Annotated in this window: 1 pseudogene; it reads left to right on the forward strand. The window is 56.1% G+C overall.

Going from position 1 to position 718, the window contains the following annotated elements:
- Positions 1-457, forward strand: a pseudogene (locus HMPREF2842_RS06675) (peptide ABC transporter ATPase); the annotation flags it as partial.
- Positions 458-718 lie beyond the last annotated feature (261 nt).

Genomic DNA, 718 nt, shown 5'->3' on the forward strand with positions numbered 1-718 from the left:
CTCCTCCTATGTCATCGAGTACGGCAACGGAGATACAGACACCCACTACACGGCAGGTCAGCCCGTGACCACCTATCCCCGTGAACGCCCGCGTGAAACCGCAACGAGTTACGCCTACCAGCGCTCTGGCAACTTCCACGCGTATGCGACCGTGCACTACACGGCTCGTTTCCGTGTGGATGGTGGCCCGTGGCAGATGATGGAAGTGACCCCGCAGGCGACCAGTGACCCGTTGCTGGTGCGTGTGTGGTGGGTTGATGTGGGACGCGTGGCAGGTGACTGCAGCTACGACGACACTCGCTGGGGCTGCAAGAACGATCCGACTATGGGCAAGCCGGATAACCCGAACCCGCGTCTGCGCAAGGCCGATATTCGTACCGGTCAGCGTTGGCACCTGAACGATAATGGTGATGGGGATACGGAGTATTCGTTGCACCGCGACTGGCCCGACATGTAAATCAGCCCCGTGGGTCTTATGCTGAGAAGCCACATGTGTTTCGAAAAGCCACTTCTTTGGTGGCTTCTCGAAACACATGTGGCTTTTCGCCGTTCATAAGGGAGGACCGGGGGAACTTTCAATAGGTTAGTGTCTTCGCCGCGGGTCTTTAACCCGCATTAAAGTCACTAACCTATCGAAACAGCCAGTTACCCGCCGCCGGTAAAAATTCAGTAATGACTTAGCGTCTTTGGTAATGGGTTACGGATTTGTGCCATAGGT

Source organism: Rothia sp. HMSC069C10 (assembly GCF_001812205.1).
Classification (GTDB): Bacteria; Actinomycetota; Actinomycetes; order Actinomycetales; family Micrococcaceae; genus Rothia; species Rothia mucilaginosa.